The following is a 24520-nucleotide window of genomic DNA, read 5'->3' on the forward strand; positions in this document are numbered from 1 at the left end:
GCGCAGAGGGTACCCGGCGCTCACCAGGTTGGGTTCAGGGCCCGGTGTCCCCGGCATCGCCGTAACCGGACATGACATTGAGCGCCCGCACCATGAGAGGGAGCAGCCGCAGGCACTCGGCGCGCAGTGCGGCCACGACCTGCCCGCCCAGGATGCCTCTATCCGCCGCGTCCAGCTCCACGAGGCCTACTGCCGTGGGCAACCCGGCGATGTCACGAAGCAGTCGACGCGCCGGATCCCCGTCGCCACCTTCCGCCGTCAGTTCGCCGAGCTGCTCCACCGCTCGGAGCGCAGGTGTGAGGACCCGCGGATCAGGACGCTCCTCCCACGCGACCGCGGCAAGCCGCAGCAGCCGACGGGCTGCCTGCCGCATCAGCTCCGGTGAAGGCGGGCCGCTGGGCGAACGCTCCCGGGACAGTCGGTCACGAGTTTGCCTGATCCAAGGCTCGATGGTCGCGGCGGTCCAGAGTGGTCCCGCGGCCAGCTCCTCGTCGGGCGGCGGCATCCCCCGGCTCAGGCGCCGCCGCCACACCGTCACCAGCTGCCGGTCCACCCCAAGCACATCCGCTATCTCCGCGATCCCGTAGTACCGCCGCTGCTCCGTCGCACCCACCATCGCCACCCACCATCGCCAGCCCCCGGCACCCGACTGCTGACCTTGCACGTTGTCATCTGAGCCGTCAATCTGCTATTCTCGCCGTGCCCGCCGAGATGACGGGCACGCTATCAGAAAGAGCAGTCATCGACTGGGGTCATCGATGATCAAGCGATCGGCGGCGACACTCGGGATCGGATCCGCGTCCCGCCGATTTCAGGTCGCCATCGTCTCCGGACGCGATTGCGCCGTCGAGTCCCGATCAATTTTTCTCGATCAACAGCAGGAATTGAAGTGGCGCATCCCTCCACTTCCAGCGTTTCTCTCCGCGTTCTCCCACGAGAAGGGAACCACTGAATGACATCTATCCGTCGTCTCGTCGCACGTCTGGCCGCACCCACACTGGCCCTGGCGATCGTTGGTGCTGCGCTGGTGGTGGCACCCGGTACGGCCGAGGCCGCCACCTCGCTTGGGGTCAAGAATTCCTCCTGCTCCGCGCCGGGCGGCCAGGCCAGGTTCACTTTCCACGAGTCGAGGGGTCGCGCGAGCGATAATCACTATTACCGGGTAGTCGACAGCATCAAATATGCGCTGACTGGAACTGCCGCCAAGAAAGACAACAGACTCTCCCTTTACCGGCGGGCGATCCTGACTTATAAAAACGGTAAGCGCGCCTCCACCGATTCAAACGGCGCAGAGCTACTGATCGGTGACTATTCGGATCTCAGTTCTTATCGAGGGCTTCACACCCTGGATATGAGTAAGCTTACGATGCATCAGCTACTGGTGGGCACCTATCCTGCCGCCGCAGCCTCGAAATTTTATAACGTCACATATGACTATGTATTCGTGCTGAGTTTCCACGGAGAAAACTCCGACGGCCGAGGGTGCAATTTTCATTTTAGCGGCTAGCCGGTCTGCGCGCAATGTACCGTGGTGCCGGGAGGTAATGGAATCTGACATCGGAGCCGGCGGACCGTGTGCGTACCCGGCATCCCAGTGCATCGGGCGACATCGCCGCACCAGCCGGCCGGGCGTTCGCCGGGCCGGAGGTGCGCAGGCTCCTGACAGGCGTTGACGTACCGCTGGCCGGGACGGGACGGCGGCCGCTGATGGACGGAACCCTGCCACGATGGCCACCACGCTCCGCGGTTATCCCGAACTGTCCCGAGCCGGGCCGGATCATGGGCAGCGGCACCTGCGGTGAGGATACTTCGGCTGCCCATCGCCCCGGGTCAATTAGGATACAGCCCACGCATCAAAGCGGCTGTGGCGGACGTCAGGGAAGCGTCGTCAGGCCGCCCTCGACCATGAATGTCATTCCGGTGAGATAGCTTCCGTCGGGCCCGGCAAGGAACACCGCGACCCGCGCGCAGTCCCTGGGAACGCCCCAGCGCCGCAGCGGTATCTGCGCCTCGGCCGCCTCTCGCGCGCCAGGGTGATCGGCGAAGACGCCTTCGGCGGCGTCGGTGAGGATGACCGGGTTGAGGACGTTCACCGTTATTCCGTGCTGCCCCCAGCCGTTGGACGCCGTCCGGCTCAGCGCGCGGATCGCTTCCTTGTTGGCGTTGTAGGAGGCCGATTCGGGATTGCACATGATGCCGCGGCGGGACCCGAAGTTCAGGATTCGCCCGCCGCCCGCGGCCTTCATGTACGGGAAGACGGCCTGCATGGCGCGCAGCGTCGCCTTGACGCCCGTCTCGAAGTTCCAGTCCCACTCGGCCTCGTCGACGTCCTCCAGGTTCGTCGGCTCGCTGGAGGCACGCGGCCGGTCGCGGGTGCCGAAGCTCTGCGCGTTGTTGACGAGGATGTCCACGCCGCCGTACTCGGCCACGGTGCGGTCGACCATCTCGCGGATGTTCTGCGCCACGCCGACGTCGCAGGTGATGCCCAGCGCGTCACCGCCCCGGGCGCGAATGCCGTCGACCACCTCGCTGACCGTCCCCGCGGTCCGGGAGGCGACGACGACGCGGGCGCCTTCGAGCGCATACTCCTGCGCGATCGCCCGGCCGATACCCCGGCCCGCGCCGGTCACGATCGCGACCTTGCCGTCTAATACACCCATGACATTCTCCTCAACCCCTCCTCGGCAGTTCGACCCGCCGGCGCCCGCGGCCGCGAGCCGGCCAAGCCTACGGTAGGCGGCCGCGACGATCCTCCTTATACGGTGCATCATCGAGGGCCAAGGGCCGCACGGCAGGCCGACTCGCCTCGCCGAGAGATTCACCAGGGCGTGATCCGGCTCGACGTCCGATCGGGCCGCAGAAAGTTCGTCGCGGCAGTGCACCCACGATCCAGCGCTTCTTACCCGTCATTCCGCCGGGGTCACGCATTCCCGGCATCGAGGCGATCAAAGCGGCGTCGGTCCAGCGGGACGACTGCCCTCGCCCGACGGGCCGCGGCCCGCGTCGGGACCGTCGTCGACGAGGGAACCCCGGTCGACGAGGGAACCCCGGTCGACGAAGGGGTGGACGATCGGCAGCGTCAGGCTGCCTGCCCGCGCTCGCCCGACGGCCCGCGCTCGTCCGCCCCCTCGGCCGCTTGCCCGGTCCACTCGCCGGCGTACGTCCGCACCACCGACCCGGTTTGCCGACCAGCAACTCTGCCGAAGCCCCGGTGAGCGACCCAATCCGCGATCAGGGACCGCCACCGGCTTCCCGCTCCAGCGCACCCGCGACCATGGTTTAGTAGATGCGATAGCATCAAAAGCGGAGCTCGCTGTGCTGTCTCTCGGGGGAGAACATGACCGCATCGTCCGATCTCAACGTCGACCCAACACCTCTTCTCGGCAGCCCATACATGCGGAACCGGGCGCCGAGGGGCTGGGCTGCCGGATGGAGTCAACGGGCATCAGCAGCCCGCGGATCACAGGTGGACGTTCCCGCCGGGCCTCGGCTATAGTAATTCACACGGGGGTCTGATCGTTTCTCAAGTCCGTCTCGACTGTACAGAGGCCAGACAGCAGCCAGGGTAGTGTTCCTGGACCCGGCCATCACGAGGCGGTCTTTTCAAGCTGCTCCGATTCCGGACTCATCCTCCGGTCTACTTCGCGTTCAGCCACCGTTAGTTCGTATCCGTCGTTCCTTCGGAGTTGATGGTGGGTGGAGTGCGTTCCTGGCCGGACGACGGGAAGTTCGAGGCGGCGGTCTCCCGCGGTTCGTTCGAGCACCCGCGCCTCCAGGGGATCACCTTCGATCGGGAGGCGTCCGGCGGGCTTCTGCACGCGCTCGGCGCCTCGGCCGTCGTCTTCTTCGGCCGACGGGGAACGGAGGGCGTGGCGCTGCGCTGCCCGACCCGCGACCTCGGCAGCGGCGCCCCGGCCCGCTACGCGGAGCTGGCCGCTCGGCGTGCGGGCAACCCCGGGCTCGCCGGGCTCGCCGGGCTCGCCGAGGCGGAGTGGATCGATCGCGGCGTCCAGGTTGACGGCGAGTGGTGGCCGGTGATCGTGATGGAACGGGTGGAGGGTCGCACGCTGGCCAACCACGTGGAGCACGCGGTCGAGAACGAGCCCGGGAGGCTCCTCGCGGCCGCGGAGGACTGGCTGGCGTTCGTCTCCGCGCTCGGCGCCGCCGACATCGCGCACGGCGACCTCCAGCAGGACAACATCTTCGTCACGCCGAAAGGACAGCTGAAGGCCGTCGACCTCGACGGGGTCTGGCTTCCGTCCACAGCCCACCTGCCCCCGAGCGAGACGGGGCACCGGCACTACCAGCATCCGCGCCGCGGCCGGACCGACTGGGGCCGGACCACCGACACGTTCTCCGCGCTGGTCATCTATGCGTCGCTTCGCGCGCTGGCCGCCGACCCGGAACTCTGGGAGCGCTATCACAACGGCGAGAACCTGGTGTTCAGCGACAACGATCTGGCACGCCCCGGCAGGACCTCCCTGTGGGACCGGCTGTCCGGCAGTTCGGACCGGGAAGTCCGTCAGCTCCTGCCCCTGCTGCGCGAACTCTGTGACGGGCCGGCCGACCCGGGCTGCGACCTCACGACCCTGCTGGAGAGCCATCGCAAGGCGCTGGCCGAGGGCTCCACGACGCAGGTGGCCCTGACACCGGTCGGCGGGAATGACGGCGCCGAGGACGACGGGGACCGCTGGTGGGAGGAACCCGGCCAAGGTCCGGTGGAAACCGGCGGTGAATGGTTCGAGGCCGAGGAGAGCAGGGGCACGACCATCATTTCCACGCCGCCCGTGGGGCCCGCCGTCGCCCCCACGTCCCATCCGCCGCGCACCCGCCCACGACGTCGGCTCGGTCGCACGGTCCTCGTTCTGGCGGCCCTGGCCGTTCTGATTGTCACCCTGGCTCTGATCTCCTGACGTTCCGGTCTCCTGACGTTCCGGCCCGCTGAGGACGGCTCCATGCAGAATCCCGCTTCGCCGCCAACCCGGCCGCCCGGCCGCTCGCCGACTCTCGCGGACCATGTCCGGGCCTACCGCGTGCACATCGCCGTCGTCGCCACGGCGCTACTGGTCATCGCGGTGACCGGGCTGCTGACCGGCGGATCCTCGGCTTCGCCGGCGCCCCGGGCCTTCGTGACCACAGATCCGTCCCGAGCCGCTCAGGTGGCGGAATCGGAGTCCCGCGCCTACGAACTGGTTGCCCTGGTCGGCAGGACTGCGTCCTCGGCACCGCCGTCGGATGCGCCCAGCCAGGTGGATTTCCCCACCTCCGTCTACCCGTCGAACGTCAAGGCGATTCCGGCGGACAGAAGACCCGCGCAGGATCCCCGTTGTGAGCCGGACCATCCCCTCGGTACCGGCTCCGGGCAGGGTGCCAAACCCCCGTGCTTTGCCGATCAGCAGCGCGGCATCGTGCTCAGACTTTCCGGCCCGCTCCACTTCGACAGCACGTGGCCGGTGGACAAGAAGACGCCCGTCTACAAGGCCGCGCCCACCGGGGCCGGCGCCGTGGTGGAACTGGCGCTGAAGCCCGGCCAGGCCGAGGCGCTGCGCTCGGCCGGGGTTCTCCTTGTCGCTGCCAACGACCTGCGGGACGCCGCCGGTAAGCTGCCGTCCTCCTTTGCCGTGTACGGCGACACTGCCGGGAGCGACAAGGCCTCCCGGCTGCGAGACGCGACCCGGCGGGCGACGGCCGACGACACCCGCAGCGGTCGAGCGCTCGGCTGGGCTGTCCTGTTCGCGGTGGGGGTCGCTCTGATACCGATGACGAACCTGGTCCTGGGGGGCGCTCGTACCGAGGGCGCCCGAAGGTCGGGATCCCTCCCCGCGCAGCCGGAGGGACTCGCGGAACGCGAGGCGTCCCCGCCGTACGACGCCGAAACGGCGTACGACACCGAACCCGCGTACGAGACCGGCTCGCCGTACGAGTCCGAAACGGCTCACACAGCGGCAACGCCGTACGAGGTAGGCCCGGCATACGAGGCAGGCCCGGCATACGAGGCGGAGGCAGCACGCGAGGTGGAGGCGGAGTACGAGGTGGAGGCGGAGTACGGAAGGCCCGCACGGAAGCCGTTCCCCGAGACACCGCCCGAGGGGGCCTCGGACGACGACTACGCGCCCGCGCGACCAGCGGCGCCGCCGTCCCTCGGCTGGCGACTACTGAACGATCCGATGTGCCCGCGCTGTAGCACCGATCACGCGATCACGGCGACCTATGACTGCGGGCACTGCGCACATCGCTGGACTGTCGAATCCGGCGATCCCTGGCCCGACGTGGTGGTGGATCCGTCGGCGCCGACCCTGGCCGCCGGGCCCGTCCCCGCGCTCGGGGAACGCCCGGACCGCCGTTCCCTCTGACGCTTCGTGACACCGCGAGGAGATGGTTCGTGCCCTACTCCCAGTCCATCGACCGCACCACCCCAGGTTGTGTGATCTTCCTTCTGGACCAGTCCGACTCCATGAACCTGCCGGTCGGCGGTCGTCCCGGTGTCTCCAGGGCCGAACTGCTGGCCGACATCGTCAACGACACGATCGCCATGATCATGCGCCGGTGCCGAAAGGTCCACACCGAGCCCACGCCACGGGCCTACTACGACCTGGCGGTGATCGGCTACTACGGGCAGGAGGTGCGCTCGCTGCTGGGTGGACCGCTGGCCGGCCAGTGGCTGGCCTCCATCCCGGAGCTGTTCGGCTCGATCCTCCGGCACGAGGATCGCGACGGCCGGCCCAAGCCGGTCTGGGTCGAGCCGTTCGCGACCGGCCCGACCCCGATGTGCGCGGCCTTCAACCAGGCCGGCCGCCTGGCCAACGGCTGGGCGGCCGGTCACCAGCGCTCGCATCCCCCGATCGTCATCAACATCACCGACGGGATGGCGACCGACGGTGACAGCGAGGCGGTGCGGACGTGGGCCGGTCGGCTACGGTCGCTGCACACTCGGGACGGGAACCTCCTGCTGTTCAACGTGAGCCTGTCCGACGGCATGTCGGTCTCCGTGCGCTTCCCGGCCAGCTCCACCGAGCTGCCGGTGGGTGACGAGTTCGCCCGCCTGTTGTTCGACACCTCCAGCGAAGTGCCGGCGGAGATGCGCAAGCGGGCGGAGTACACCAACGACATCACCCTGGCCGCGGGCGCCCGCGGCTTCGTGGCGAACGCGGCGCCCGACGACCTCGTCCTGGCGCTGCGAGTCGGCACGAGCCTGACCGATGACCGCAGGTGAGTCGGCCGTCCCTCGGCCGGAGGGGCCGCTGCGGACCAGCGCGGGGATCCTGCGCCTGCCGAAGAACGCGATCGACCCGATCGAGGACGGCGCGGCGGCGAGCGAACGGACGGGGCGGTTCGCCGTCGCGGACGGCGCGTCGGCCGGCCGAGACGTGCATCTGTGGGCGCGTGCCCTCGTGCACGCCTATATCCGTCGACCGCCGCCGGTGCAGCCGACCGGCACCGAGCTGCGGGACTGGTTCCACGCCGTGGCACAGCAGTGGTCCGCGACGGCGCCCGAGGCGGTCGGGCCGAGCTGGCTCGACGACGGGCCCGGCGCGGTCACCACCGCCTACGCCACCTTCCTGGGGCTGCAACTGGTCCGGCGCCCCGACGGTCGAACCGGGTGGGACGCGGTCGCCGTGGGCGACTGCTGCCTGGTCCGGCTCGGCGCAGACGCCGAGATCACGACGTTTCCGCTGACCGGGCCGGAGCAGTTCACCGACACTCCGCACCTCGTGCCGGGCAGTCCGGCCATGATCGACGGTGCCCTGCGCACCGGCCTGCGCTACCTGGCCGGCCCGCTGACGGCCGGCGACACCCTGTTCCTCGCCACCGACGCGGTCGCCCGGTGGCTGCTCACCCTGGCCCGGGACGATCCGGCCGGACTGCGGCAGGTCGCCCGCACGCCCCGGGACGAGCTGCGCGCCCACCTGGCGACCCAGCGCGGGTCGGGCGCGGTGGAGAAGGATGACCTGACCCTGCTCACCCTCCGGGTCAGGGCCGCCCCGGCCGGTCCGTCCCCCGCCTGACCCGGCACCTCGCACCGGCGCTCACCGCCGTTCCCTCAGCCGCGGGTCGGCCTTCCCGGCAGGGCCCCACTTCAGGGTGGGATGGCAGCGGACGCGGCTCCGACGTGGTGGTGACCTCGTTTTCGGAGGTTCCGCGGGCTATACAGTGGCTGGCACTCAGCGAGGTCGAGTGCCAATCCTCGGTGCGACGGGTGCCTGCATGAACGCCGAGCACCGCCCGCGGTGCCGGGCACCCCATCGATGACTGGTACCTCTCCGCGCAGGCTTGCCCCCCTGAGAGGACCATCACGCATGGCAAAGATGATCGCCTTCGATGAGGAGGCTCGGCGCGGCCTGGAGCGCGGCATGAACCGGTTGGCCGATGCGGTCAAGGTCACGCTCGGTCCGAAGGGTCGCAACGTCGTTCTGGCGAACAAGTTCGGTCTCCCCACGATCACCAATGACGGTGTGAGCATCGCCAGAGAGATCGAACTGGAAAACTCCTATGAACGGATCGGTGCGGAGCTCGTCAAGGAAGTCGCGAAGAAGACCAACGACGTCGCGGGTGACGGCACCACCACCGCGACGATCCTGGCCCAGGCCCTGGTGCGTGAGGGTCTGCGCAACGTGGCCGCCGGCGCGAACCCCCTGGGCCTGAAGAAGGGCATCGAGGTCGCCGTCGAGCGGGTCTCCGAGGAGCTGTCCAAGCAGGCCAAGGAGGTCGAGACCAAGGAGCAGATCGCCTCGACCGCCTCGATCTCCGCCGGTGACTCCGCGATCGGCGGTCTGATCGCCGAGGCGCTGGACAAGGTCGGCAAGGAAGGCGTCGTCACCGTCGAGGAAAGCAACACCTTCGGCCTCGAGCTCGAGCTCACCGAGGGCATGCGCTTCGACAAGGGCTACATCTCCCCCTACTTCGTCACCGACGCCGACCGTCAGGAAGCCGTCCTCGACGACCCCTACATCCTCATCGTCAACAGCAAGATCGCCGCGGTGAAGGACCTCCTTCCCCTGCTGGAGAAGGTCATGCAGACCAGCAAGCCGCTGGTCATCATCTCCGAGGACGTCGAGGGTGAGGCGTTGGCGACCCTGGTCGTCAACAAGATCCGCGGCACGTTCAAGAGCGTCGCGGTCAAGGCCCCCGGCTTCGGTGACCGCCGCAAGGCGATCCTCGGTGACATCGCGATCCTCACCGGCGGTCAGGTCATCTCCGAGGACGTCGGTCTGAAGCTGGAGAGCACCTCCCTGGACCTCCTCGGCCGCGCCCGGAAGATCGTGGTGACGAAGGACGAGACGACGGTCGTCGAGGGCTCCGGTGACCCCGACCAGATCGCCGGCCGGGTCAGCCAGATCCGCAACGAGATCGACAAGTCCGACTCCGACTACGACCGGGAGAAGCTCCAGGAGCGGCTGGCGAAGCTCGCCGGTGGTGTCGCGGTCATCAAGGTCGGCGCGGCCACCGAGGTCGAGCTGAAGGAGAAGAAGCACCGCATCGAGGACGCGGTGTCCAACGCCAAGGCCGCCGTCGAGGAAGGCATCGTCGCCGGCGGTGGCGTCGCGCTGCTCCAGGCCTCGATCACCGCCTTCGAGAAGCTCGACCTCTCCGGCGACGAGGCCACCGGCGCGAACATCGTCCGCCTCGCGCTCGAGGCACCGATCAAGCAGATCGCGTTCAACAGCGGTCTCGAGGGCGGCGTCGTGGTCGACAAGGTCCGCAACCTGCCCACCGGCCACGGCCTCAACGCCGCCACCGGCGAGTACGTCGACCTCATCGCCACCGGCATCATCGACCCCGCCAAGGTCACCCGCTCCGCCCTGCAGAACGCCGCCTCCATCGCCGGCCTCTTCCTCACCACCGAGGCCGTGGTGGCGAACACCCCGGAATACGCGGAGGCAGACGCCGCCAACGTGGACGCCGCGATGCGCAGCCAGGGTTTCTGAGCCCTCCCCCGGACCGCCCGCAGGCCCCGACACCGTCGGGCCGCGGGCGGTTCGAGCAGAAAAGCGAGTAGGCGTAGTAGGCGTCCAGCTCCGATGCGGGATCGCGCCGCGCGTGCGCAACCAGCTCGCGGTACAGAGCAGCGAACATGGTGCCCGCGGCTCGGTGCGCCCCCGGCACCACGCCTACGTCCAGCGCTTCGACCGGCGGCGACACAGGGTCGGGTATCGTCGAGACACCAGCCGGTGTGGCGCAATTGGTAGCGCACTCGACTTGTAATCGAGCGGTTAGGGGTTCGAGTCCCCTCACCGGCTCTGGTAGGTCGCCGTTCGATCGTGTCGAGCAACCACGGGCGGCGCCACGCCGAACCGCAAGGGCTTGCGGTCAAGGCTCAACAAGCTGGTGCACTTCGCCCTCGTTGACCGCCCCGCGGCGAAGCCCCCGCCGTGGCCGCCCCCGCACTGCGACCGCAACCGACACCGCCCTGGCGGGGCAGCCGGTGTGAGCCGGGTCAGCTCGGCCGCACCACCCGCGCGGGTCGCCCCCGCGGGCAGCCACGTCCGCGGGTCGAGCCCGCGTGATCGCCCTATGATCGGGTTCCTGGTCGGGGCGCGTCGGGTATGACGGACGGGCTGGCTTCGTGCCGTCTGTCCTAGAAAGCGGGGCGTTGCGGATGGGAAGCATCGTCAGGGCGGAGGCGAGGTCCGCGGGGGCTCCGCGGGAGCAGGGCGGGGGCGGCTGCGCTGGTCCGGGCGGGCGGCGGAGGCCGGCTCGTGCCGGCCTGCTTGCGACGGTGCTCGCGGCGGTGCTCGTCGCCTGCTCCGGCTCCGGTTCCGGCAGCGGTGGCGACGGAGCCGCCTCGCCGTCGACCTCCCCGGCTCCCACGGGCTCGGCGAGCGTCACCTCGCCGGCGGCTTCGGGTGGCACGGCCGCGACGCCCGCTCCGACGGCCCGGGAAACGGCGACCGCGGCCGCGTCGGTGGGACCGCGGGTCGACGCGCGGAGCTGGTCGAGCCAGCCGGCGGTGTCCGCGCGCCAGGCGACCCGGCCCGTCCGGCTCGTGTCGCTGCGCAGTGCGCCCAACGTGGAGAACGGCGTCCGCTTCCAGCGGCTCGTGCTGGAGTTCACCGGGGGTGTCCCCGGCTACCGCGCCGGGTTCGTGCCACAGGTGATCCGGCCCGGTTCCGGTGCGCCGCTGCCGCTGGCCGGGCAGGCGGACTTCGAACTGGTCCTGACCTCCACCGCCGCCCACGACGACCAGGGCGCCTCGACGCTGCGCACGGCGCCGGACGGCACGGGCCAGTCCGGGCTGAGCTACGCGCTGGCCGGCGACTTCGAGGGGACGGTGCACATCGGCGTCGGCCTGGGACATGTCGGCGGCTTCCGCGTCGTCGAGCTCACGGCGCCGGACCGCCTCGCCGTCGACTTCCTCTCCTGACAACCCGACCGGTCACGGGCCTCGAGGTCACGGGCCTCGAGGTCACGGGCCACGAGGTCACGGGCCACGACGGTCAGGGGACACGACGATTACAGAGTGCGCAAGTCGGGTTGACCCGACTGTGGCGATAGCGCCACGATTTCGGCATCATGGGCTTTTTTGACCGAGTCTCCTCGGCTGTGCCACCGCGACCGGCGAGCCCCTGGCTCGCCCCGCCGGACCACCAGCTCGCCGGGGTGGTTCCCCTTGCGCTGATCGTCGTCCGCAATGTCGACACCGCGGTGTCCGTCGCGGGCCTTGCCGCGTATCCCGCGGGCGTGGAGATCACCCTGGAGATCCGGCTGCGGCCCGGCACCGAGCCCGGTGTCGATCCGCGGCTGGCGGTGGACTGGAGCCGGGGTGCCGCCCGGATGGTCCGGTTCGGGATCGCCCTTCCCGACGGTTCACGGGCCGTCGCGGCCCGACCCGGGGACACCGTCACGACCCGCCTCGGCGAGTCGGGTGGCCCGTTGCTGACGGCCCTGCCCGATGGGACCGCGGCGGAGGAGCCGGTGGCGCGCAATTTCCCCTTACCCGCGCCGCCGGGCGTGCGGCGCGGGATCCTGCCTGGCTCCGTCGCGGGCTTCGTCGGCTCGCGGGCGGAACAGACGCACCGGCTGCGGTACTGGCTCTGGCCCCTGCCGCCGGACGGTCCGCTGACCTTCGTCGCCGAGTTCCTCGCCCGCGGCCTGCCCGAGTCACGCGTCGTCGTGGACGGCGCCGTGATCCGGGCGGCCGCCGACCGGGCGGTCGACCTGTGGCCGCCGGCCGGACTGCCCGAGGCCGGGCCGGCGCCGGCCGACGTCGCGGCGGCCGCGGCAGCGATCCGGGCGGCGTTCACCACGGCCTTCACGGGTGATCAGGACGCCGAAGCCGCCCTGGCCGCCGTCGACGACGGCGCGTCCCTGCAATCGACGCTGGAAACCGTGCGCGACCGCCATCCGCAGGCGACGTGGAGCGCGCGGGTGCTGATCGGGGAGCCGGTGTTCACCGACCCGGCCCACGCGTCGCTCGCCTTCGAGGTGGTGCTGAGCCACGCGCCCGCCTACGGCACCCTGCTCGGCGAGGCCGTTCTCGTCGACGGGAGATGGAAGGTCGCGCGAAGCACGTACTGCACGGTGATGTCCTGGGCCGGAGTGTCCTGTCCGGATCGCCTGGGACCCGAGCCCCCGGGACCCGAGCCCCTGGGCTAGGCCGCCCACCTGCGGCCGGCCGGGGCGGGCGCAAGGGCGTAGCGTCGAAGGCGAGAGACCCGGGACCCGGGGGTCCGAGGTCCGGAGACCCACCGGCCGCGGCTGGGGGGTGCAGATGGCAGTGCGGATGCCGGTCGACCGCCGGCGTAGATGCGATCTCGCCGAGATTCTGGCGGCCGGCGCCCTGGTGCCGAGCTACCAGCCTCTCGTCGACCTGGAGTCGGGCGAGGTCGTCGGCTATGAGGCGCTCGCCCGGTGGCCGGGCCTCGGACCCGTGGATCCGATCTCCGCGTTCGCCGAGGCCCAGGCCCAGGGGCGCCTGGCGGATCTGGACTGGGCGTGCCGGCTCGCCGCCCTGCGGGGCGCGCTCGACGTGTCGTTGGGAAACGAGCAGACCCTGTTCATCAACCTGACGGCCTCGTCCTGCGTGACCTCGCAGCCGCCGGCGGTCGCCACGCTGGTCGACGAGGCAGTCCACAAGCTGCGCGTCGTGCTCGAACTGACGGAGAACTCGCTGTCGCGCCAGCCGTCCGAGCTGCTGCGCACCATCCGGTGGGCGCGGGACCGGGGCTGGGGGATCGCGCTCGACGACGTCGGCGTGAACCCGGACTCGCTCGCGCTGCTGCCGTTCGTCGCCCCGGACGTCATCAAACTCGATCTGTCGCTCGTGCAACACAGCCCGCAGCCGCAGCAGGCCCGCACGATCACGGCCATCATGGCGCACGCCGAGCGGACCGGGGCCGTCATCCTGGCCGAGGGCGTCGAGACCCCCGCTCATCTGGAGCAGGCTCTCGCGTTCGGGGCTAGGTACGGGCAGGGCTGGCTCTTCGGCCGTCCCGGGCCGCTTCCCGCGGCCGCGTCGGCCGCTCGACTGCCGTTCACGAAACGACCGGCGCAGGCCCCGACGACTCCGTTCGAGCTCGTCCGGGAGTCCAGGGATCTCCGGGTCGGGCGCAAGAAGCTGCTCCTGGCGATCTCGCACGAGATCGAGCGGCAGGCGATGACACTCGGTGATCCGCCGGTGCTGCTCTCCGCGTTCGAGACCGCCGACACGTTCACCCCGGCGACGAGCCAGCGGTACGCGTGCCTCGCGGTCGCCTGCCCCTTCGTCGGCGTCCTGGCGGCCGATCTTCGCCCGGGGAGATGTCCGGGCGTGCGTGACATCTGCCTGACCGCGGCGGACCCGCTGGTCGGGGAATGGGTCGTGACCGCCGTCGGACCGCACTACGCCAGCGCGCTCATCGCTCGCGATCTCGTCGACGCAGGGCCGGACGGCGATCGCCGGTTCGCGTTCGTGATCACCCACGACCGGGAGACGGTGGTGTCCGCCGGCCGCTCCCTGATGGCGCGCATCACCGACGCCGCCCCCACCTGAGTCGGCCGATCCCGTCCTGACGCTCGTCACCCGCGAGCCCGATTCCACCGAGGCGTCACATCGCCCACCGCGGGCCCACGGCCGTTCGTTGCCGAGGCCTCGGGGCGTGGGGATGATGGTCCTCATGGCCGACACCATCCCGATCCATGGAGTCCGCAACCGGATCGCCAAGAACGGACCGGCTATCCGCGCGGCGCTTCATCCGGGTGATCGTGAGAAGTTCGTGGCGGAACTGCGGATCGCGTTGGCCGGGGCCGACGACAGCCTCGACCTCGTGCCCGTGGCCGCGGTGATCGACAAGTGGTGGAGCCGAGCCGTGCTCACGGCGAATCCGGAGATCGAGGCGGGAGCCCTCGCGGACCGCCGCCGGCTGGAGGCCGGAGACCTGACCGTGCTCGGCGGGACCACTTCGCACCCCGCCGGCGATCCGGAGGTTACAGATCCCCAGGCACACGATCCGTTGGGTCACCTTCGCCGAGCAACAGCGTGACACCCTGCCGGCCCAGGGTCGACACGAGCTCGACGCGTTCCTGCATCGACTGGCCGACGATCCGCAGCGGTGCGGGACCTACGACAAGCGCACCGAGCTGTGGCGGGCGGTCTTCGGGTACGGGCTGCTGACGTACAGCATCGAAGACCGCTGGATCACCGTCACCGTCCTGCGGGTGACCTGGGCGGGTTGACTCCCCAGGGTTGCACGGTGGGGCTCTCGGGTTCATCGGCATCCTGGGGCGACGCAGTACGGAGGTGTGACCTTGAGCTCCGAGGCGGACGCGCGAGCCCGGCTGCTGGCCGAGCGGGCCGACGCCACCGCCCGCGTCGCCGCACTGCACCGGGAGCTCGACCGCATCCTCGACGACACCGCCGACCGGGACGCCGACGACGAGCACGACATCGAGGGCGCCTCGATGCCGTTCGAGCGCGAACAGGTGCGTGCCACGCTTCGACAGGCGACCGACCACCTGGCGGAGGTCGACGCCGCGCTCGGCCGGCTGGCCGCCGGAACCTACGGCGTCTGCGAGACCTGCGGGAGGCCCGTCGGCGAGCAGCGTCTGGCCGCCCGCCCCTCGGCCCGCACCTGCGTCCCCTGCGCCAGCCGTCGGCCGCCGTCCCGCGGCTAGGTCGACCGCAGTCAGGGGGTGGGCACGGTCAGGGGGTGGGCACGGTCAGGGGGTGGGCACGGTCAGGGGGTGGGCACGGTCGCGGCGGAGGGCTCGGGCCGCCGGGTCAGGACGGCCACGGTGCGGTCGTCGCGAGCCGCGGCGTGGGTGTGGGCGGTGACCCGCGCGAAGATGCGGTCGATGAGCTGGTCGGGCGGGGTGTCGGAAGGCTCGCCGCCGCCGGCCGCACCGATACGGTCCGTGCCGAACTGCTCGCCGGCGGCGTCGCGGGCCTCGCTGAGGCCGTCGGTGTAGACGACGAGGCGGTCGCCAGGGGCCATCCGCAGGGACCGGGACGTCCAGATCGAGGTGCCCGCGAACAGGTCCGACAGGATCGGGCCGGTCGGTCCCAGCGGCAGGCTGGCCGGGTCGGCGCTTCGAGTCAGGTGCACGGCGGGCGGATGGCCGGCGTTGACGTAGACCACGCGGCCCGTGGCCGGGTCGGCCACCGCGACGAAGGCCGTGGCGAACATCTCCCCGAGGTCGCCCAGCCCGGCGACCTCGTCGACCGTCGCGCTGACGGCGGCGTCGGGCTCCTTCCCGGCCAGCAGACGCCGGCGCAGCATCGCCCGCACCCGGCCCGCGAAGGCCGCCGCCCGCGAGCCGTGCCCGGCCGCGTCGCCGACGCAGATCGCGAGCCGGCCGTCGTCGAGGGCGAACACGTCCACCCAGTCCCCGCTGACGCCGGGCGTGACCGCGTGTAGCCGCCAGTAGGCCCCCATGCCACAGGCGCACGACCCCCCGGTGGGGGACGATGCGGACTCGGCATCGGAAGCCGGGCGGGGTTGCGGCATCGGGACGTCACGCACGGCCGGCCTCCCGGTTCATCCCGCTGGAACATTCGCGGATCCCCCAGGGTGCCCTGCCCGGCCGGTGCCTACCAGGGACCTTCGGCGGGTACCCGGGGGTCTCCCGCCCCGTCCGTCCTGCTGGGCCGGCGTCCGACGCCCCACCCGGACGGCCAGGCGACACCACCTTCGGGCCCGGCCGGGCGGCCCGGCATGAAGCGGAACTCGCCGGCCCAGTCGATCGTCGCGGCCTCCGCGTCGGCCGACACCATGGCGTACGTGCGCCACAGGAACGCCGCCACCTCCCGCGCGGGCAGCTCCAACTCGGCGGTGCCGGACGTACCGCACAGGCACAGCGCGAGCGCGGGCTGCCCGCGCAGCACGATGGGGCGGACCCGTACATCGCCCAGACCGACGGGTCGACGTGCCCCGTCGGCGAGGAGCCGACGGGCGAAGCGCCAGACGACGGGACCCGTCCCGATCACGCCGCCAAGGGTCAGGGTCACGGCGATCGGATCAGCCGGGTCGTAGCCGAAGACGGCGCGGACGGCCCGCGGCGGTCGGCCCTCCCGCATCAGCCGTGCGGTCATCCCGCGGCCCAGACTGCGGCGGCGCACCGATCTACCGAGCATGAGGTCCTCCTCCGGAGTCGGTCAGGATCGTAGGACAGCAGCCCCGCGGGTCGACGCCGCCGGGCGGCCGGTCCCACAGCGACACCACGACGCAGATGCACCATCGCAACGCCGACCGACCGCCCACCGGCCCGTGGGTCACGACCCCTCAGCCGCATGCGCGACGCGTGCTCGACGATGCGCCCGGCCGGCCCGAGTTGCACCCGCCTGGCACCGCCGCAACGGCCGGCCACTGGCACCTCGGGGCCAGTCGGCCGCACTCGACCGGTGCCGCATCACCCCGGCCGCGCCCGGCCCGCGCAGCGGCCGCCGACGGCACCGACCTGGCGTCGGAGACGATCCGTGGCCTGTGTCCCGGTTGGCGAACCTCGGCCGGGCATGCGGTTTGAGTATCCGTTCAGGTGGTATGAGCACTCCTGCCACGGAAGGGTGGACGCCAATCCATCGGGTCCCGGAATCACGAGGCCTGTGCGCCGCGGAACAGGCGGGTGGGAGGGCGATGTGACGGCTGCTGCGGCAGATGGTTCCTCCGTGCTGCGCGCGGCGCAGAAGTTCTGGCAGTTACCCGACGACGACCTGCACGCCCTGGTGAAACTCACCCGCCAGGTGGATCGGGTGGAACTCAAGTTCCTCGTGCCCTCCTCCGCACACCGGCGGGCGATCGAGATGTTCGGGATCTCCGGGACGAGGGCCCGGCGGCAACGGGTCTACTACCTCGACACCCCGGACCGGCTGCTGCATCGGCGTGGTGTGGTCGTCCGCGTGCGTAGTACGAGCGGCAGACCGGACGACTCCGTGGTCAAACTCCGGCCCGTCGTTCCGGCGAAGGTCGCCCCGCGGCTGCGGCGGTCGAAGCAGTTCGTCGTCGAGGTCGACGCGATGCCCGGCGCCTACGTCTGCTCCGCCGCCCTGCGCACCCGGCTCGGCCCCGACGACGTGCGGCGCGCGATGACCCGCCGCGGCTCGCTGCACGACCTGTTCTCGAAGCAGCAGGCACGGCTGCTCGCCGCCCACCTGCCCGAGGCCGGCCACATCGACGAGCTGACCGTCCTCGGGCCGATCGAGGCCTCTCGGCACCGGTTGCGCCCCGAGGGTTTCGACCGCCTGCTCCAGGCCGAACGGTGGACGTTTCCGGACGGCTCCCGCCTGCTCGAGCTGTCGACCCGCGCCACCCCGCAGGCGGCCACGCGGACCGCCGCCCGCCTGTCCGCCGTCCTGCGCCGCCACGGCCTCGACCTGACCGGGCCGCAACAGACCAAGACACGCACCACGCTCGACTTCTTCAGCGCGGCGCCGGGGGCGCACCGCGCAGGGAGGACCGGCCCTCGTCCCACGCGGTGAGGATCGCCTCCGCGCAGCGGCCCTCGACCACCGTGGTCGCCCGGGCGCCGAAGACGACGTCGACGGCCAGGGCCGGGTCCTGGGCGACGAGGGCCGCGGCGAGGTCGCGGGCGGCGACCGTCTGGTGATGGGCGTCGGCGACGACGTGGACCTCGAAGAAGTGACGGGCCCCGGCGGCCAGGCCGAGGCGGCGCAGCGCCGCCGCGTAGGCGCCCATCGGCTCCACCGACGTCATCTCGAACAGCGCCAGGTGGCCGACGAGCGCGCCGCGCAGCCGCCGATGCAGGCCGAACAGCGACGGCACGTTGACGGTCGCGAACGCGGGCCCGGGCAACCGGTTCAGGTAGGCGCCGGGACGGGCGTCGAGGTCCAGGGCGCGCATGGTCACGGCGAACAGGTTCTGGTGCATGTCCCGTTCGACGCCGTGGCCGTACTCGTCGGCCTGGATCTCCACCAGCGCCGCCTTCGGCGCGCCGGTCAGGCGCGGGATCGCCCAGGTGTGCGGGTCCGCCTCGATGAGCTGGAGCAGCGAACGGTGCATCGCGTACTCGCGGAACTCCTCGAGCGTGCCGGTGGTGGCCAGCCGCCGCGACAGGGAACGCCCACCGGCCCGGGCGATCACCTCCCGCAGCGCGGCCGCGACGTCCCCGGCCGCCCCGTCGTCCCCGGCCACTCCCTCGTGCCCGGCCACTCCGTCGTGCCCGGCCGCCCCGTCGTCCCCGGCCGCTCCGTCGTCCCCGGCCGCGGCGGCGTCTGCCTCGGCGCGCAGGCGGGCGAGCAGGTCCATCTCCAGCCGGCGGCGCACGGCGAGCAGCGACGGCTCCCACTCCCAGTCGTCGTCGACCTCGGCGAAGCCGCGGTAGTGCAGGCCGTAGAGGCAGTAGAGGGACAGCGGGCCGTCCTCGCCGTAGAGCACGTCGTCGTCCGCGCCCGGCGCCGGCCCGAGCCCGGCTGCGCCGGGCGCCCGGCGCAGCCGGTCGAGCAGGAACTCGGACAGCGCGCCCCTGGGCTCGGGCAGGCGCGGCTGCGCGAGCTCGGCGGGCGTCAGCACGGCGCCGTACTCCGCCCCCGACGGGGATGACGGGCGCGACCGGGGCGCCAGGGGTGACGGGGGCGTGAGCCGGGCGGCGGTTGCCGTGGAGCCCCCGTCCCGCGCGATGCCGGACCCCCCCGAGCTGGTCATGCACCGCTCCCCGACAGGCGGGAGACGGACCGGTCCGGCAGCTCATGGTGCCCCGAGGCGATCCGCGCCCGGCGGCGGCCGTCGACGGTCGTCGTCCGAGCGACCCCGGCGGTCTCGTCGAGGTCGTGGGCGCTGCCCGCCGCGGTGAGGATCCGGCGGAGCACGGTGGCGGCATGATCGGGCTCACCGGCGACGGCGATCGGCCCGCCGACGCGGACCCAGGTGACACCGGCCAGCAGGTAGCCCTCCGGGCCGAAGAAGGCACGGCCCGACCGGGCCAGCTCGCCGATGCGGCGGCGGACCCAGGGCTGGCGGGAGTACCCCCCGAACGGGATGGGCCGCACCAACCAGTCCGCGACCCGATAGCCGGCGGCGCGGGCGTGCTCGACGAGACCCACCGGATCGGAGATGGAGGCGATCATCAGTAGCACCACGTCCATCTCCTGGGACAGGACGCGCCGCGCGACGTGCGCGCCGTCGTGCCCGCCCCACAGGTGGGAGGCGCCGACCGGCCGCACGATCGCCGGCAGGTACGGCGGGTTGCCGATCGCGCACCGCGCCTGCCGCGCCGGTGCGGAGGCGGCGAAGAAGTCGCCCTGGACGACGGTGTAGTTCCCCAGCTGCGCCCCGGCCACCGCCCGACTCGCGATCCGCGCTGCCTCGGCGTCCAGTTCGTACCCGGTGATGGGCACTCGTGACCCGGAGCGTTGCAGCGCCTCGACGACCGGACGGGCGGTTCCCGGCCCGATCTCCACGATGCCGCCGGCCAGCATCGGCGCAAGCTCGGTCGAGGTCAGCAGGCGCTCCACACAGTGGCCGTAGAAGGTGGACTCGATCGGGTCGAAGAAGGGCATGCCATCGCTCCTCGGCTCCTCGGCTTCTGGGCTCCTCGGCCAGGCATCACGGCGTCGCTGCCACGGACATGGCGGTCGCACAGCGGCCAGCTACCACGGTGAGGGCACATCCGTGCACGCCAGGTAGGAGTATCCGGTGAGGCCCCAGCAAAACCCACTTCCCGCCCGCCGCGGTGGGCAGCAGGACCCCCGCTCAGCCCTGCCCGCCACCCGCGGCCGGAGCCGGGGCTGGAGCCGGGGCTGGAGAGGCGCGCCAGCCGGCCGCGTCGACGCCGCCGGGTACCGGGCCGGCGGGGGCGTAGGGGGCCCGGGTGAAGACGAACGAGGCGAGTTCGAGGTGGCTCAGAGCGCCGTCGGACCGGCGCTGCGGGATGAGGGTCTCGCCGGCGAAGTAGCCGTCGACGCCCAGGAAGGTGCCGCTGCCGCCGGGGCCGGGTCGGAACCGGGATCGCCGGCCGGAGCGGCCCAGCGGCGCGAGCAGCAGTCCGCCGTCCGGCCGCAGCGACAGCGCATACGGCGCCGGCCCCCAGTACCAGACGCCGGTCACGTCGAGCGGCTCCCGCCCCGCCACCGGCGCGGGCACCCACTCGGCCGCCAGCGGCGGCTCGGCCGTGTCGACCGCGTCGATCAGGCCGACGGCGAGGTCGACGACGGCGACCCCGCTGGTCGCGTTCGCCATCGCCACCGCTGCGGTCCCCCGCGGTCGGGTCCACAGGGCGGCGACGAAGCCGGGCATCGAACCCCCGTGCCCGACAAGCACGCCACCGGGTTCGCGCAGCAGCTGCACGCCGAGCCCGGCTCCCAGGCGCCACTCGCCGCTGTCACCCTCGACGGCGGCCGGCTCGCGCATCTCGGCGAGGGTGTCCGCGGACAGCACGGCGTCGGTGTGCCCGGCGAGGACGGCCGACCAGCGCACCAGGTCCGCGGCGGTCGACCAGAGCTGGCCGGCCGGGGCCAGCACGCCCGCGTCGTGGGCGGGCTCGGGCAGCAGCACGTCGGCGTGCGGGTGGACGGCGAAGCCGTGGGCGTGCGGCGCGACGGGCAGCGCGGTGGTGCGGACCATCCCCAGCGGCGCCAGCAGCTCGCGGTGCAGGGCCTGCGCCCAGCTCGTCCCGCGCAGCCGGGCGACGAGCTCGCCGAGGACCGCGAATCCGACGTTGGAGTAGTGATGGCGACGTCCGGGGCGAAACCGGTCCGGGTCGGGACCGAGCGCGTCGGCGAGGGTGGGATGGGCCTGCCCGGCCACCCGCTCCCACCACGGCGGCGGCGTCTCGGCCGCGATGCCGCCGAGATGGGACAGCAGCTGCGCGACCGTGCGATCGCCGACCGCGGTCCCCGGCAGATGCCGGTCGAGGGGGTCGCCGAGCGCCAGGCGACCCTCGTCGCGCAGGCGCATCACCAGGACCGCGGTGAAGGTCTTCGTGATCGAGCCGATCCGGTACTGGGTGTCGGCGTCAGGCCGCCGGCTGCCCCGGCCCTCACCGACTGCACAGCCCTCACCGACGGCACAGCCCTCACCGACGGCACGGCCCCGCCCGACCGCCCACACCGGGCGGCCGTCGCGCGCCACCGCGGCGACGAGCGACGGCGCCCGCCCGCCAGCCTGCTCGGCCGCGACCCGCTGCAACAACAGCCGCTCGGTGGCGGGCAGCAGGCCCCCGCCCGGTCCCGGCCGCGACGCGGGCGCCACGGGCACCCGGGTCGCGGCGTCCGACTGTGGGCCCTCCGGCGGCTCCGGCGGCATCGGCACCCCCCGTCTGTCGACCAGCCCTCCCGGTTCGGCGTCCGGGCTATCCCATCTGATCAGCCTCTTTGCCTCGGCGCCAGTGGAACCCGCGGCGTGAGCTCGCCGTTCGCGGCGTACTGAGCCGCCTGCGCGGCAAGGTACTGTGCCTCCCACCCGTACGGCGTGACCGGACCGTAGTGCGGACCGTCCGCGCCCACGCAGGTCGCCAGCGGCTCGATCACCGTGTCGACCGCTGGGTAGCAGAACGTGGTCAGCGAGGTCCGCGTCATCCCGGGCCGTGGCGGCACGGCGACGCGGTGCCGCGTGGCCAGGAACTGGTCGTTGGTCCACCGGGACATCAGCAGGCCGACGTTGACCACCAGCGCGTCGTCCCGCACCGGCACGGTCAGGACCTCGCCGTCGAGCAGCCGCACCTGCAGGCCGTCGTAGTCGCCGCGCTGGTGCAGCAGGGTGAGCATGCCGGAGTCGGCGTGCTCGGGCAGAACGATGTCGATCGTGTCGAGGTCGGCGGCCTCGACGGGGTGGGCGTCGGCGGCAATGGGGTCGGCGGGGCCGGTGGGATCTGTGGGATCGGCGGGATCGGCGGGGTCGGCGCGGTGGTAGTGGTTGGCTGCCATGTCGCTGACGTCGTGACGCAACGCCGGCGCGAAGTAGTCCGACGGCAGGCCCAGGGTGACGGCGAAGTAGGACATGAGTGTGCGGCCCACCGCCCGCACCGCGGCGAAGTGGGCGCTGAACGCCTCCTGGAAGGCGACGTCGTCCGGCCACGGGCAGAGCTGGAAGTAGTCCAGGTAGCGCTCCTCGACGCCCAGCGCCGCCGCCTCCGCCGCGGACGGCACGGCGCAGGCCTGGAACCGCTGCATATCCGTGTCGCAGCCCACCCGCCGGTGACTGCTCCAGCCGCGGAACGGGTGGGGGTGCTCCAGCCTCGCCTTCTCTTCGGTCGGCCAGGCCAGGAAGCGCGCCACCGCGGCGTAGGCGGAGTCGATGACGGCGGCCGGCACCCCGTGCCCGACGACCTGGAAGAAGCCGATCTCCCGGCAGGCCCGGCCGATGGCGGCGGCGACCTGCGCGCCCGCGGGGCTGTCGACGTCGGGGCTGATGTCGATGACGGGAATCACGCAGGCTGCTCCTTCGGGATACGGCGCCGCGGCGGCCTTCGGCGGTGTCGGCCGCCCCTACGAGGACTGTCGGTCCCGCGTGTGTCGGCCGGCAGCGCTGTTTCGTTACCGCTGACCACTCACCACCGTCTCCTGGCCGCGGGGTGCCGATCGGCAGCCCGCAGGCGGGAGGTGATCTCGCACCGTGACCGGCAGTGCGTGGCCGGGAAAAGCAAGAACGGCTCGACGGGATCGCGGCGTTCAGTCCGTTATCACCGGAGAATGGGGTGGCACCTTTTTCCCATCGGGCCGAGTCGGTGCCCGCCGGGCAGCTCCGTCCGCCCTAGGATCGTCGCCAGCGACCGGAACTCCCGTCTCAGAGGGGTCTCATGCGACGGCGTCTGTCCATCATTGCGGCCGGGCTCGGACTGCTCCTGCTGTCCGCCGCGCCGGCCGGGGCCGCCGGCTCTCCGTCACCGGCCACGACCAGCGGCCCGATCCCGAGCCCGGCCGAGGCCGACAGGGTGGTCGCGGAGCCGGTGGTGTTCGGCGCGTGGAACGACCGGCAGCCGCCCACGGCCGTCACCTACGACGCCCATCTCGTGCCGCCGGGCACGACGGCGGTCGCGCTCGCCGTCCGCGGTAAGCGGACCGTGGTCGGCCTGATTGTTCAGGGCCTGGCGCCGAACCACCAGTTCGGTGCGCACGTCCATCAGAAGGCCTGCGGGGCGACCGGCACGGCCGCCGGTGCGCACTACCAGAACGTCCCCGATCCCGTGCAGCCGTCGGTGAACCCCCGCTACGCCAACGCGAGCAACGAGGTGTGGCTGGACTTCACCACCGACGACCGTGGCACGGGATCCGCGTTCGCGGCGGTCGCGTGGGACTTCCGGGCGGGCGGCGCGCACTCGATCATCCTCCACGAGCACCACACCGACAGCTCCCCCGGCGCCGCCGGGACGGCGGGCGCACGCGCGGCCTGCCTCACCGTCCCGTTGTCCTGATCGTCCTGGCTGGCCGGCGGGCCGGCTGGCCGGCGGTCGGGCTCAGGCCGGGCAGGTCCAGTGCGCCCGCCGGTCCGGCAACGCCGCCGGGTCGGGATCGCCGCCCGGCGGCGGGAACGGCTCGCGCAGCGTGAAGGCGTACGCGGTGGGCCCCTGCCGGCGCAGACGGCGGACGCGCTGCTCCGCCTGCGCCGTCGTCGGGCGTACGCCCGCGGGCACCCACCACAACGCCGCGTACGCCTCGCGCATGGTCTCGAACCACTCGCGCCGCCGTCGCAGCACGTCGCGATGCGGACCGGAGAACGCGAAGTTCCCCAGTGATTCGACCGAATCCCACACCGTCAGGTTGACGATGACCCCGGCGCTCGTGCCGGCGTCCCAGGCAAAGGCGCGTATCGCGGTGGCGTTGCCGTCCTCCGTCTGCAACCGCCACCGAAATCCCGGCGCCGCGTCGGCGAGGGCGTTCACGGGATCGAGGGCGGCCACGAAGTCGGCGAGGATGGGATCGTCCAGCGGCGCCCGCAACCGGGCGATGTTCACCTGCGCGAGTTCCCACATTCCCTGATTGTCCCGCATGTCGGCGGGCGCCGGCGATCCGCCGACCGGCACAACGGCACCGAGCGCATTTCGTTCGCGATTTCCGCGCATTGGCCGTGTCGACAGCGGCGACTCCCGGACCTGCCGTCGCAGTCGTTCGGAAGGCCCGGAAGGGGACGAAAGTCCATATAGCTGACGCGAGCGC

General features: G+C 72.0%; 22 protein-coding genes and 1 tRNA gene. 14 read left to right on the forward strand and 9 right to left on the reverse strand.

Annotated elements, in window-relative coordinates; translation table 11 throughout:
- Positions 1-34: 34 nt before the first annotated feature.
- Positions 35-616 carry a hypothetical protein gene (locus FRAAL_RS28250; RefSeq protein ID WP_157892247.1) on the reverse strand — a complete coding sequence of 194 codons (582 nt, stop codon included), beginning with the start codon at positions 614-616 and terminating at the stop codon, positions 35-37.
- A gap of 336 nt (positions 617-952) precedes the next feature.
- On the opposite strand from FRAAL_RS28250, the gene FRAAL_RS33370 reads away from it, so the two are divergent.
- On the forward strand, positions 953-1507 hold the full coding sequence (locus FRAAL_RS33370) for a hypothetical protein (RefSeq protein WP_011607518.1): 555 nt from the start codon (positions 953-955) through the stop codon (positions 1505-1507).
- 367 nt (positions 1508-1874) lie between these two features.
- On the opposite strand, the gene FRAAL_RS28255 is transcribed toward FRAAL_RS33370, so the two are convergent.
- Positions 1875-2822: an SDR family NAD(P)-dependent oxidoreductase gene (locus tag FRAAL_RS28255; RefSeq protein ID WP_231861399.1), complete on the reverse strand. Its 948-nt coding sequence runs from the start codon at positions 2820-2822 to the stop codon at positions 1875-1877.
- 879 nt (positions 2823-3701) lie between these two features.
- On the opposite strand from FRAAL_RS28255, the gene FRAAL_RS30800 reads away from it, so the two are divergent.
- From FRAAL_RS30800 to FRAAL_RS28310, 11 genes are all read left to right on the forward strand, one after another.
- Positions 3702-4913, forward strand: coding sequence for a hypothetical protein (locus FRAAL_RS30800; protein ID WP_050997285.1), 1212 nt, complete (start codon positions 3702-3704; stop codon positions 4911-4913).
- Positions 4914-4955: 42 nt separating this feature from the next.
- On the forward strand, positions 4956-6353 hold the full coding sequence (locus tag FRAAL_RS28265) for a hypothetical protein (RefSeq protein ID WP_011607524.1): 1398 nt from the start codon (positions 4956-4958) through the stop codon (positions 6351-6353).
- A gap of 29 nt (positions 6354-6382) precedes the next feature.
- Positions 6383-7213, forward strand: coding sequence for a vWA domain-containing protein (locus FRAAL_RS28270; RefSeq protein ID WP_011607525.1), 831 nt, complete (start codon positions 6383-6385; stop codon positions 7211-7213).
- Positions 7200-8006, forward strand: coding sequence for a hypothetical protein (locus FRAAL_RS30805; RefSeq protein WP_011607526.1), 807 nt, complete (start codon positions 7200-7202; stop codon positions 8004-8006). Before FRAAL_RS28270 ends, FRAAL_RS30805 begins: the two co-directional genes overlap by 14 nt.
- A 291-nt stretch (positions 8007-8297) precedes the next feature.
- On the forward strand, positions 8298-9926 hold the full coding sequence (gene groL, locus FRAAL_RS28280) for a chaperonin GroEL (RefSeq protein ID WP_011607527.1): 1629 nt from the start codon (positions 8298-8300) through the stop codon (positions 9924-9926).
- A gap of 239 nt (positions 9927-10165) precedes the next feature.
- Positions 10166-10238: transfer RNA gene (locus FRAAL_RS28285), tRNA-Thr, on the forward strand.
- 359 nt (positions 10239-10597) lie between these two features.
- Entirely contained in the window at positions 10598-11362 is a 765-nt protein-coding gene (locus FRAAL_RS28290; RefSeq protein ID WP_231861400.1) for an AMIN-like domain-containing (lipo)protein, read from the forward strand.
- A 179-nt stretch (positions 11363-11541) separates the two neighbouring features.
- Positions 11542-12594 (forward strand): MTB12 C-terminal domain-containing protein, encoded by a 1053-nt coding sequence (locus tag FRAAL_RS28295; protein WP_231861401.1) that lies wholly within the window; start codon positions 11542-11544, stop codon positions 12592-12594.
- Between the two features lie 115 nt (positions 12595-12709).
- Positions 12710-13969 (forward strand): sensor domain-containing phosphodiesterase, encoded by a 1260-nt coding sequence (locus FRAAL_RS28300; protein ID WP_050997287.1) that lies wholly within the window; start codon positions 12710-12712, stop codon positions 13967-13969.
- Positions 13970-14093: 124 nt separating this feature from the next.
- Positions 14094-14459: a DUF6247 family protein gene (locus tag FRAAL_RS28305; RefSeq protein WP_231861402.1), complete on the forward strand. Its 366-nt coding sequence runs from the start codon at positions 14094-14096 to the stop codon at positions 14457-14459.
- A 259-nt stretch (positions 14460-14718) separates the two neighbouring features.
- Entirely contained in the window at positions 14719-15090 is a 372-nt protein-coding gene (locus FRAAL_RS28310; RefSeq protein ID WP_011607533.1) for a TraR/DksA family transcriptional regulator, read from the forward strand.
- Positions 15091-15152: 62 nt separating this feature from the next.
- On the opposite strand, the gene FRAAL_RS28315 is transcribed toward FRAAL_RS28310, so the two are convergent.
- Together FRAAL_RS28315 and FRAAL_RS28320 are read right to left on the reverse strand one after the other, a co-directional pair.
- On the reverse strand, positions 15153-15851 hold the full coding sequence (locus FRAAL_RS28315) for a PP2C family protein-serine/threonine phosphatase (protein WP_011607534.1): 699 nt from the start codon (positions 15849-15851) through the stop codon (positions 15153-15155).
- Positions 15852-16006: 155 nt separating this feature from the next.
- Positions 16007-16549, reverse strand: coding sequence for an SsgA family sporulation/cell division regulator (locus FRAAL_RS28320; RefSeq protein WP_011607535.1), 543 nt, complete (start codon positions 16547-16549; stop codon positions 16007-16009).
- 501 nt (positions 16550-17050) lie between these two features.
- Between FRAAL_RS28320 and FRAAL_RS28325 the strand changes: the two genes are divergently transcribed.
- Entirely contained in the window at positions 17051-17890 is an 840-nt protein-coding gene (locus FRAAL_RS28325; RefSeq protein ID WP_011607537.1) for a CYTH domain-containing protein, read from the forward strand.
- On the opposite strand, the gene FRAAL_RS28330 is transcribed toward FRAAL_RS28325, so the two are convergent.
- The 4 genes from FRAAL_RS28330 to FRAAL_RS28345 all read right to left on the reverse strand — a co-directional run bounded on the left by FRAAL_RS28330 (position 17832) and on the right by FRAAL_RS28345 (position 22795).
- Positions 17832-19073, reverse strand: a complete 1242-nt coding sequence (locus FRAAL_RS28330) for an iron-containing redox enzyme family protein (RefSeq protein ID WP_083866952.1) — start codon at positions 19071-19073, stop codon at positions 17832-17834. The two genes, FRAAL_RS28325 and FRAAL_RS28330, sit on opposite strands and share 59 nt — an antisense overlap.
- On the reverse strand, positions 19070-19927 hold the full coding sequence (locus FRAAL_RS28335) for a class I SAM-dependent methyltransferase (protein WP_011607539.1): 858 nt from the start codon (positions 19925-19927) through the stop codon (positions 19070-19072). Before FRAAL_RS28335 ends, FRAAL_RS28330 begins: the two co-directional genes overlap by 4 nt.
- Before the next feature lie 193 nt (positions 19928-20120).
- Positions 20121-21671 (reverse strand): serine hydrolase domain-containing protein, encoded by a 1551-nt coding sequence (locus tag FRAAL_RS28340; RefSeq protein WP_083867061.1) that lies wholly within the window; start codon positions 21669-21671, stop codon positions 20121-20123.
- 59 nt (positions 21672-21730) lie between these two features.
- Positions 21731-22795, reverse strand: a complete 1065-nt coding sequence (locus FRAAL_RS28345) for an isopenicillin N synthase family dioxygenase (RefSeq protein WP_011607541.1) — start codon at positions 22793-22795, stop codon at positions 21731-21733.
- A gap of 368 nt (positions 22796-23163) precedes the next feature.
- Between FRAAL_RS28345 and FRAAL_RS28350 the strand changes: the two genes are divergently transcribed.
- Entirely contained in the window at positions 23164-23778 is a 615-nt protein-coding gene (locus FRAAL_RS28350; protein WP_011607542.1) for a superoxide dismutase family protein, read from the forward strand.
- A 42-nt stretch (positions 23779-23820) separates the two neighbouring features.
- Here FRAAL_RS28350 and FRAAL_RS28355 read toward each other — a convergent pair whose 3' ends face one another.
- Complete coding sequence (locus FRAAL_RS28355; protein ID WP_231861403.1) at positions 23821-24336, reverse strand: DUF3291 domain-containing protein; 516 nt, start codon at positions 24334-24336, stop codon at positions 23821-23823.
- Positions 24337-24520 lie beyond the last annotated feature (184 nt).

This window comes from Frankia alni ACN14a (genome assembly GCF_000058485.1).
Classification (GTDB): Bacteria; Actinomycetota; Actinomycetes; order Frankiales; family Frankiaceae; genus Frankia; species Frankia alni.

Coding starts and splice junctions, on each gene's coding strand:
- FRAAL_RS33370 (WP_011607518.1), top strand. CDS start 953: ATGACATCTATCCGTCGTCTCGTCGCACGTCTGGCCGCACCCACACTG.
- FRAAL_RS28300 (WP_050997287.1), top strand. CDS start 12,710: ATGGCAGTGCGGATGCCGGTCGACCGCCGGCGTAGATGCGATCTCGCC.
- FRAAL_RS28305 (WP_231861402.1), top strand. CDS start 14,094: ATGGCCGACACCATCCCGATCCATGGAGTCCGCAACCGGATCGCCAAG.
- FRAAL_RS28315 (WP_011607534.1), bottom strand. CDS start 15,851: ATGGGGGCCTACTGGCGGCTACACGCGGTCACGCCCGGCGTCAGCGGG.
- FRAAL_RS28330 (WP_083866952.1), bottom strand. CDS start 19,073: ATGACCAGCTCGGGGGGGTCCGGCATCGCGCGGGACGGGGGCTCCACG.
- FRAAL_RS28355 (WP_231861403.1), bottom strand. CDS start 24,336: ATGTGGGAACTCGCGCAGGTGAACATCGCCCGGTTGCGGGCGCCGCTG.
- FRAAL_RS28350 (WP_011607542.1), top strand. CDS start 23,164: ATGCGACGGCGTCTGTCCATCATTGCGGCCGGGCTCGGACTGCTCCTG.
- FRAAL_RS28335 (WP_011607539.1), bottom strand. CDS start 19,927: ATGCCCTTCTTCGACCCGATCGAGTCCACCTTCTACGGCCACTGTGTG.
- FRAAL_RS28340 (WP_083867061.1), bottom strand. CDS start 21,671: ATGCCGCCGGAGCCGCCGGAGGGCCCACAGTCGGACGCCGCGACCCGG.
- FRAAL_RS28250 (WP_157892247.1), bottom strand. CDS start 616: ATGGTGGGTGCGACGGAGCAGCGGCGGTACTACGGGATCGCGGAGATA.
- FRAAL_RS30805 (WP_011607526.1), top strand. CDS start 7,200: ATGACCGCAGGTGAGTCGGCCGTCCCTCGGCCGGAGGGGCCGCTGCGG.
- groL (WP_011607527.1), top strand. CDS start 8,298: ATGGCAAAGATGATCGCCTTCGATGAGGAGGCTCGGCGCGGCCTGGAG.
- FRAAL_RS28290 (WP_231861400.1), top strand. CDS start 10,598: ATGGGAAGCATCGTCAGGGCGGAGGCGAGGTCCGCGGGGGCTCCGCGG.
- FRAAL_RS28265 (WP_011607524.1), top strand. CDS start 4,956: ATGCAGAATCCCGCTTCGCCGCCAACCCGGCCGCCCGGCCGCTCGCCG.
- FRAAL_RS28320 (WP_011607535.1), bottom strand. CDS start 16,549: ATGCTCGGTAGATCGGTGCGCCGCCGCAGTCTGGGCCGCGGGATGACC.